General features: G+C 68.8%; 1 protein-coding gene. It reads left to right on the forward strand.

Features of this window, described 5'->3' with window-relative positions:
• The first annotated feature begins 208 nt into the window (after nucleotides 1–208).
• Nucleotides 209–1,600, forward strand: coding sequence for a GntP family permease (locus tag AC2W7M_RS24810; protein ID WP_486135708.1), 1,392 nt, complete (start codon nucleotides 209–211; stop codon nucleotides 1,598–1,600).
• Nucleotides 1,601–1,754 lie beyond the last annotated feature (154 nt).

A 1,754-nucleotide genomic window follows, 5' to 3' on the forward strand; every position in this document is an offset into this window, starting at 1 on the left:
CGGCTGGTCGGGGGGCGGCGGCTCCTCCGGCGGCGGCGGCGCCTCGGGAAGCTGGTAGCGGGCAGCCGGCGCCGCTGTCACGGCAGGCCGACGTTAGGTCAGCCAGGCTGTTGTTGTCCCTTCAAAAACTGCGCTAGCGTTGGCGTCTGTGCCCATGGCCAGGAGCGCCACCGGCGCCCCGCCGATGGCCGCTGCAAGGGTCGTTGCCATGAGCTTCGTGATCTGCCTCGGCGCCCTCTTTTTCCTGATGTTCGTGGCCTATCGCGGGTTCAGCGTCATCCTGTTCGCGCCGATCGCCGCCCTGGGCGCGGTGCTGCTGACCGACCCGTCCGCCGTGCCGATCGTCTATTCCGGCCTGTTCATGGAGAAGATGGTCGGCTTCATCAAGCTCTACTTTCCCGTGTTCCTGCTGGGTGCGGTGTTCGGCAAGCTGATCGAGCTGTCCGGCTTCTCGCGCTCCATCGTCGGCTCCGTCGTCAAGCTGCTCGGACCGGGCCGCGCCATCATCTCCATCGTCCTGGTCGGCGCGCTCCTGACCTATGGCGGCGTCTCGCTGTTCGTGGTGGTGTTCGCGGTCTATCCGTTCGGCGCGGAGATGTTCCGGCAGGTCGGCATCCCCAAGCGGCTGCTGCCGGCGGTGGTGGCGCTCGGCGCCTTCTCCTTCACCATGGACACGCTGCCGGGCACGCCGCAGATCCAGAACATCATCCCCACCACCTTCTTCCACACCACCGCTTATGCCGCGCCGATCCTCGGCTTCGTCGGCACCGCCTTCATCCTGTTGGTGGGTCTGTCCTATCTCGAGTTCCGCCGCCGGCGGGCGCAGCGCGCGGGGGAGGGCTACGGCACCGGCCACCAGAACGAGGTGACGCTGGACGACAGCGTCCCGATGGTCTCGCCGGTGGTGGCGTTGGCGCCGCTGGTGGTGGTGGGCGTCGCCAACCTGGTGTTCGCCCAGCTGATCCCTGGCTGGTTCGGCGAGACGGCGAGCGCGACCCTGGTCCCAGGCGCCGCGCCGGTGAGCGTCGCCACCAATGTGTGGGCCGCCATCTGGGCCGTGGAGGCGGCGCTCCTGCTCGGCATCCTCACGGTGCTCGCCGTCTCGTTCCGCACCATCGCCGGCAAGTTCGCGGGCGGCTCGAAGGATGCGGTCTCGGGGGCGCTGCTCGCCGGCCTCAACACCGCCTCGGAATACGGCTTCGGCGCGGTGATCGCCGCGCTGCCGGGCTTCCTGCTGATCAAGGGCGCCCTGGCCGCGATCCCCAATCCGCTGATCAACGAGGCGATCACGGTGACGACGCTGTCGGGCATCACCGGCTCGGCGTCGGGCGGCCTGTCGATCGCGCTCGCGGCCATGGCGGACCAGTTCATCGCCAACGCCAACGCCGCCGGCATCCCGCTCGAGGTGATGCACCGGGTGGCGGCCATGGCCTCGGGCGGCATGGATACGCTGCCGCACAACGGTGCCGTGATAACTTTGCTGGCGGTGACGGGGCTGACCCATCGCCAGTCTTACGGCGACATCTTCGCCATTACCCTTGTGAAGACGGCGGCGGTGTTCTTCGTGATCGGCTTCTATTATCTGACCGGGTTGTATTGAGGCGCCCCTGCGCCTCGGCTAGCACTCGGGCCGGAGGCGTTCGCCGAGGCGGCGAACGGCGTGCCGGCGGCCAAGACCAAGGCGCTGGTGGACCGCCTCGACCCCATCACGGGCCGCTCCCCCCGGCGTGCCGGACTGGATCCGGCACCTGTTG

This window comes from Xanthobacter sp. BG11Y11_SDJG (genome assembly GCF_057364445.1).